Source organism: Xanthomonas cucurbitae, assembly GCF_002939885.1.
GTDB lineage: Bacteria > Pseudomonadota > Gammaproteobacteria > Xanthomonadales > Xanthomonadaceae > Xanthomonas > Xanthomonas cucurbitae.
On sequence record NZ_MDED01000026.1, the window covers coordinates 58,771 to 65,343 of the forward strand.

Consider the following 6,573-nt stretch of genomic DNA (forward strand, 5'->3'; position numbering starts at 1 on the left):
GGGTACGAGGCGCGACGATCCTGCATCCGCGTGTCCGTGCGGTCACTCGCCCAGGACAGTGCGGCGCTATGCTGCGCGCACCGTTCCGTCGAGCCGGCAGATGATTAAAGTCAGCGTGATGTACCCCAACCGCGAAGGCGCCCGTTTTGACCACAGCGATTACCGCGACCGGCACATGCCGTTGGTGAGCGCGCGCATGGGAGCGGCCTGCCTGCGCTACACCGTGGACAAGGGCCTGCGCGGCGGCCAGCCCGGCAGCAGCCCGCCCTTCATCGGTATGTGCCATATCTTTTGCGACTCGGTGGAGACCTTCAATGCAAGCTTCGCCCCCCATGCGCAGGAGATTCTTGCCGACGTGGCCAACTACACCGATCTGACGCCGGTCATGCAGATCAGCGAAGTGGTGGTGGAGTGAGGCGTGCGCCGCGTGCCGCTGGTCTGCGGCACGCGGCGCACGCGCTGGGGGTAGATACCGCGTCATCCGATCAACCGCGCTGCCGGGCTTGCGATGGGCGACACCCAACACTGGCTGTCGAATCCTGCTGCGGCAAACCCGGCCTGCACCGCCGGCGCCGCTGCCTGCGCCGCATCGCGCGTTTCAAACCATGCGAACACGCTGGGGCCGGCACCGGAAATGCTGGCACCCAACGCGCCCTGGTCGAGCGCGGCCTGCTTGGCTTCCGCAAAGCCGCCGATCAGGGGCGCACGCCGTGGTTCGACCAGCACATCACGCAGGCCGGCACGCACCAGATCGGCATCGCCGGCGTGGCAACCGGCCAGCACCAGCGCCAGGTTGGTGCTCTGTGCGACGAACTCGCGCAACTGATACGCACCCGCCAATGCCTCGCGCGCGCGCCGGGTTTCCAGCGCCGCCTCCGGATGCACCAGCAGGCTATGCCACGCAGCCGGCACCGCGATCGGCACCAGCCGCTCCAGCGTGCATAGCACCAGGCCGCCTAAAAACAGCGGACCCAGGTTGTCGCCATGCCGGCTACCGCTGGCCACCGCTTCGCCATCGAGTGCGTACTGGTAGAGCTGCGCATTGCTGAGCAGGGTTTCCAGCAGCGCATTGGCGGCCACCAGCGCAGCCACGCATGAGGCAGCCGACCCGCCCATGCCCGAACTCAGCGCGATGCCCTTGTCGATCTCCACCTCGAAACCGTAAGGCAACTGTAACGCCGCGCGCAGCGACAGCAATGCCGCACCTGCGGTATTGCGCTCGGCATCCAGCGGCAGCGCAACGGTAGTGCCGCGAATGGCGGCGATGCGCACCAGCGGTTCGTCGATACGCCGCACGGTCACGGTGTCGCCAACGCCCTGGACCGGGTAACCGAGCAGATCGAAGCCCACGGCCACGTTGGCCACCGAGGCCGGCGCGAACGCGCGCGCTTGCTGCAGCACCCCAGTGGAAGTGATGCGCCCTGCCTCACCCGTCTGGAACAACGGTGACTGGCTGACAGCGGAGTGACTCACAACCGCGCCCCCTCGCCCGCCGCCACGCGCAGCAGATCGGCGAACACCCCAGCCGCAGTCACTTCCGGGCCGGCGCCCGGGCCTTGCACCACCAGCGGGTTTTCGCAGTAGCGGCGCGTGGTGAACTGCACCACGTTGTCGGTGAGGCGCAGATTGGCAAAGGCGTGATCGGCCGGCAGCTCCACCAGGCCCACGCTGGGCGCGCGGTCTGGCGGCAGCTGCGCCACGTAGCGCAGCACGTTGCCGCGTGCACGCGCATCGTGAAGGCGCTGCGCGAACACCGCATCCACTTCCGACAGCCGCGCCATGAAGTCGTCCACGCTGGCCTGGCGCAGTGCTTCCGGCACCAGGCTTTCCACCTGCACGTCTTCCAGGCTGATGGCGCGGCCTGCTTCGCGCGCCAGGATCACCAGCTTGCGCGCGACGTCCACACCGGACAGATCGTCGCGCGGGTCCGGCTCGGTATAACCCATGCCACGTGCCTGGGTCACCAGTTCGGCGAACGGCACGCTGCCGTCGTACTTGTTGAACAGCCACGCCAGCGTGCCGGAGAAAATGCCCTCGATCGAGGTCACCGCATCGCCGGTATCAACCAGATCGCGCAGCGTGGTAATCACCGGCAGGCCAGCGCCCACGGTGGCTTCGTAGCGGAAGCGCGCACCACTGGCATCGGCGGCGGCACGAATGGCTTCGTAGCGTTGCAGCGGGCCGGAACCTGCCTGTTTGTTCGGCGTCACCACATGGATGCCGGCGGCCAGCCAGCCGGCGTAGCGGTCGGCCACTTCGGCACTGCCGCTGCAATCGATGATGACCGTATGCGGCAGGTGCGCCGACAACAGATGCGTGGTGAACCGTTCCAGATCGGTCGGCGTGGCGGCCGCGGCGAACGCATCGCGCCAATCGCCAACCAGGCCGCGCTCGTCCAGCAACATGCGCCCGCGCGAGACCACCGCGCGCAGGCGCAGGTCCAGGTTGGCCTTGCCCAGCAATTGCGGCTGCGCAATGCGTAACTGGTCCAGCAACGCCGCGCCCACATTGCCCGGGCCAATCACGCCCACCGAGAACGTCTGTGGCGACAGCCAGAAGCCGGCATGCGCCGCTCGCAAGGCCTTGGTCGCATGCGCCGCATCGATCGCCACCGAGATATTGCGTTCGGACGAGCCTTGCGCAATCGCCAGGATATTCACCTGCGCGCGCCCCAGCGATTCGAACAGGCGCGCCGCCACGCCCGGCTGACCGGCCATGCCGTCGCCCACTGCCGCCAGCACGCTGATGCCCGTGGTCAGCTGCACGCGCTGCACCTGGCCCACGGCAAGCTCATGCGCAAAGGCCTGCAACAAGGTGCTGCGCGCGCGCTCCGATTCGTGCTGCTTGACCACGCAACAGATCGAATGCTCCGACGAGCCCTGCGAGATCATCACCACCGACACCTGCGCCGTGCGCAGCGCCGCAAACACCCGCTCGGCCGTGCCAGGCACACCGATCAGGCCAGTGCCTTCCAGATTCAGCACCGCCAGATCCGGGCTCAGGGTCAGGCCCTTGATCGGCCCGCTCACCGCGCTGCTGGCCGTGATGCGCGTGCCCGGATGCTCGGGCTGGAAAGTGTTGCGGATGATGATCGGCAGCCCGCGCTCGATCGCCGGCGACATCGTCTGCGGATGCACCACCTTCGCGCCGAAGTACGCCAGCTCGCAGGCTTCGTCATAGCTCAGCGTTTCCAGTTGCACCGCTTCGGGCACCACACGCGGGTCGGCCGATAGCACGCCATCCACGTCGGTCCAGATATGCAGCTCTTCGGCATTGAACAGCGCCGCAAAGATCGCACCGGAGTAATCGCTGCCGTTGCGCCCCAGCGTGGTGATGCGGTCGGCACGGTCGCGCGCCACGAAACCGGTGACCACCACGCGCGTCTGCGGATGCGCCTGGCGCCAAGTGGCCAGCCGCTGCGCACTGACATCCCAATCCACATCCACGCCCAGTTCGCCGCGGTTGACCACCAGCACATCGCGGGCATCCAGCACCGCGCAGTCTTCGCCGATCGCGCGGAAGTGGTCGCCCAGCAACTGGGCCGAATACACCTCGCCCAGGCCTTGCACGCGGTCCAGCACTTCGCGCGGCAACTCGCCGATCACCGCCAGCGCGCCAAGGATCTGCGCCAGATGCTCGAAGCGTTCGTCCAGCCACTCCACCGTTGGCCCGGAGTGCTCGCCGAGCAACGCCACTGCCGCACCGCGATGGCGCGCACGGGTTTCGTGCCAGCGCTCGCGCCATTCGGCGCGATTCTGCGCAGCCAGTTCGGCCAGTGCGATCAAGGCATCGGTCACGCCCTTCATTGCCGAGACCACGGTGACCTGCACCGGCTCATCGCGGGCAAGCAACAGCTGCGCCACATGCCGATAGCGTTCGGCATCGGCCACCGACGTGCCGCCGAACTTGTGCACCACGGTGCGGAGGGAGGGCGCCACGACGGCGGCAGGATCGAGCGAAACAACAGGCGATGACATCGACAGACCTCGTTAGGGAGGCCCCGTCCGTATCAGGTGAGAGGGAAGCCCCCGCATCCTGATCCGGGTGCGGGGCCGTTGTTTTCGGAAATTACGCGAAGACGACGGACCGCACCGGGCGAATGGTGACGGTGGTAATGGTGGTGATAGTGCCGGCCACACCCGCGCCTGCCCGCAACAGCGGCTGGCAGAGAGGCAAAACGGTGGGAAAGGCACTGACCATGTATGCAAAAAGACATCACCGGGACGAGCTCTGTCAAGCCCTGCGTGAATGAGCCAGCATGCACGCTTGGCGTCGGCAACAGAAAACCTTGCCGCTCAGGGATTTAAGTCGGGCGCACGCAAGCAATTGATTGCCATGGAAACTTTTGGAGTCATCTCGATAAGCCGCCGCGCGCAGATTTCGATGCTCCCCCACGCATTCGTACGGCGCGACGAATGTGACTCAGCTGACGGGATCGCCTTGCGCAATGCATCGCTCGCTACTGATGTGACTTCGTATCTGGCAACAACGCATCGCCGTCGCCACGCAGATCGGCGCGCGCGCAGGTCGGCAACCCGATCAACCGAACACCTGAGGATTGAGTTGCCAAACCGAAAAGTTGAGCGCAGCCGCGAAGCTCACCCATGCCAGATACGGCACCAACAACCACGACGCCAGAGTTTGCCTCTTCGCAAACACCCTGATGGTGGCCGCCAGCACAAGCCACAGCGCCGCGATGTCCGCGAAAGCCCACCCTCCCAGATGCCACGCGAAGAAAAACCAGCTCCACAGCCCGTTCAGTGCCAGCTGCGCTAAGAAGAGTATCAATGCCACTCGCGCTTCGCCGCCCCCTGCACGGCGCCACACCAACCACACTGACAGCGACATCATCCCGTATAACACCGTCCACACCGGCCCGAACAACCATCCCGGCGGCGCCCAGGCCGGCCGCAGCAACTCGGCATAGAAGCTGGCTGCCTGGATCGATGCCATTGCGCCAAGCCCGGCCACGGCGTAGCACAGCACCAGCCATCCAAGAAGGCCAAACCATTGCAGTTTTCGTGAAACAGCTTGCGTCATGATCGTTTTGACGTGTTATTTGCGTGCTTCAGGTTGTCAGAGCATCTGTGTAAGCCGTGACTACGCGGATCAGCGGGGCTGAGTCATGGCTCAGGGCATGGATGCTGACGTAGGGCAGCGTCCGGTACCTCACCTATATCCGCCGCCAGCCGCCCGTTGGGATATCGCGTTCCTCCCAACGGATCTGATTGATCCCAACGCAATGAGCTTTTGCGCGAGGATCAAGTACTGGCGGAGGCGGCAGCTCTGCTGAGAAATGAAGTTCGCAGCATGAGATAGTAGACAACTATGTTGACAATCACCTGGGGCATCATCCGCCGGACGAGCTGGTCTTTGAGTTCGGGGCTGTAGCGGGCCATCGGGGTCTCCATCTGAGGATTCAGGGGAGCGGACAACTATCGTGACATGGGGGGGGTCGGTCTCGATCAGATAACGACGGCCAGGGCCGTTGCTGCGCCAGGCATTGATGCCGCCGTGGCCGGTGGCTGCACGACCCATGGCGGTGCGGTCGGTAGCAGTGCCATTGGACAGGCGATACAGCCCGCCGATGGGCAGATCGATCTGGCTCAGCGAGGTCTGCCCACCACCTACCAGATCGGTCACCGGAATGGTCGCCGGATCCACGCGCATCCGGCTCTCGGTGCTGCCTGCCACGATGCCGGTGCCGGCCGCAGTGGTCTGCACCGCGACCTGATCGACCGTGCTGCGCCCCAGGCCATTGTCGTTGGACATGACCGGCGCGACCGACGTGGCGACGATGCCACCGGAGGCGGCCAGCGTGGCGTCCTGTGTGTTGGCGCCGACCTGCGCACCCGTGCTACCCGCGGTGCCCGTCGCGACACGGATGCTGTTGGCGCCGCTGTTGGCGCAATCGCGAAACCTCAGGAATAGATTGACTTATTAATTACACCTGACCCCGTTCCTTCCGATTAAAAGGAGATTTTTGGTAAAAACTAACGACAGGCCCATACCCGTCTTCACCAGAACTTCTATTTATCACAAATTCTTGAGATGGAAATTTACTTTTGAGCAGCATCTCCCAAGAAGTTGCAATTGCTTCAGCAAGGATTTCAAAGACAGTATCACCTACATCCTCTTGGCATCCACTAAAGACATCGTATAAGCGGACGGAATTCACGAAGCCTTGCAGCTTCACCATGTCATTTTCAAGCTCCGCAGCCCAATAACATACTTGCTCTTCATCAAATTTGAATTCTAAAAACACAAAATTATTGAATATTACAAGATCAGGAAGAATAATCTTACAAAACACCAATATCTCTTCCGGGCTACCCTCGCTTGACAGAAAAGAAAATACATCCACATCCTCATCACCCCATGATTTTCTCCAATCAAGGTACTTTTTCATCCCATCCAGCTTACTGATAACACTCAAATTATTCATGGAATTTCGCTCGGCTTTGACTTTCTTGGCAATGCCTTAGTCCTACTGTGTCATTAAATGCGAAGGTGCGGAGACATCGTTCCAAGTAGTGTCACTGCGATTTCTACGGCGATTGTCCAGCGAAGCGT

5 protein-coding genes and 1 pseudogene are annotated in these 6,573 nt (G+C 63.3%); 1 reads left to right on the forward strand and 5 read right to left on the reverse strand.

The window, feature by feature from the left end; genetic code table 11:
- The first annotated feature begins 100 nt into the window (after window positions 1–100).
- Complete coding sequence (locus XcuCFBP2542_RS14125; RefSeq protein WP_104604168.1) at window positions 101–415, forward strand: EthD family reductase; 315 nt, start codon at window positions 101–103, stop codon at window positions 413–415.
- A gap of 62 nt (window positions 416–477) precedes the next feature.
- Here the strand turns inward: XcuCFBP2542_RS14125 and XcuCFBP2542_RS14130 are convergent, their stop codons facing one another.
- The 5 genes and pseudogenes from XcuCFBP2542_RS14130 to XcuCFBP2542_RS19395 all read right to left on the reverse strand — a co-directional run bounded on the left by XcuCFBP2542_RS14130 (window position 478) and on the right by XcuCFBP2542_RS19395 (window position 6,445).
- Window positions 478–1,443 (reverse strand): homoserine kinase, encoded by a 966-nt coding sequence (locus XcuCFBP2542_RS14130; RefSeq protein ID WP_104604169.1) that lies wholly within the window; start codon window positions 1,441–1,443, stop codon window positions 478–480.
- A 26-nt stretch (window positions 1,444–1,469) separates the two neighbouring features.
- Complete coding sequence (thrA, locus tag XcuCFBP2542_RS14135; RefSeq protein ID WP_104604170.1) at window positions 1,470–3,977, reverse strand: bifunctional aspartate kinase/homoserine dehydrogenase I; 2,508 nt, start codon at window positions 3,975–3,977, stop codon at window positions 1,470–1,472.
- A 562-nt stretch (window positions 3,978–4,539) separates the two neighbouring features.
- Entirely contained in the window at window positions 4,540–5,040 is a 501-nt protein-coding gene (locus XcuCFBP2542_RS14140) for a TspO/MBR family protein (RefSeq protein WP_104604171.1), read from the reverse strand.
- A gap of 402 nt (window positions 5,041–5,442) precedes the next feature.
- Window positions 5,443–5,907: pseudogene (locus tag XcuCFBP2542_RS20320) on the reverse strand (hypothetical protein); the annotation flags it as partial.
- 37 nt (window positions 5,908–5,944) lie between these two features.
- Window positions 5,945–6,445, reverse strand: coding sequence for a hypothetical protein (locus tag XcuCFBP2542_RS19395; protein ID WP_146090336.1), 501 nt, complete (start codon window positions 6,443–6,445; stop codon window positions 5,945–5,947).
- Window positions 6,446–6,573: the final 128 nt, after the last annotated feature.

Coding starts and splice junctions, on each gene's coding strand:
- XcuCFBP2542_RS14125 (WP_104604168.1), top strand. CDS start 101: ATGATTAAAGTCAGCGTGATGTACCCCAACCGCGAAGGCGCCCGTTTT.
- thrA (WP_104604170.1), bottom strand. CDS start 3,977: ATGTCATCGCCTGTTGTTTCGCTCGATCCTGCCGCCGTCGTGGCGCCC.
- XcuCFBP2542_RS14140 (WP_104604171.1), bottom strand. CDS start 5,040: ATGACGCAAGCTGTTTCACGAAAACTGCAATGGTTTGGCCTTCTTGGA.
- XcuCFBP2542_RS19395 (WP_146090336.1), bottom strand. CDS start 6,445: ATGAATAATTTGAGTGTTATCAGTAAGCTGGATGGGATGAAAAAGTAC.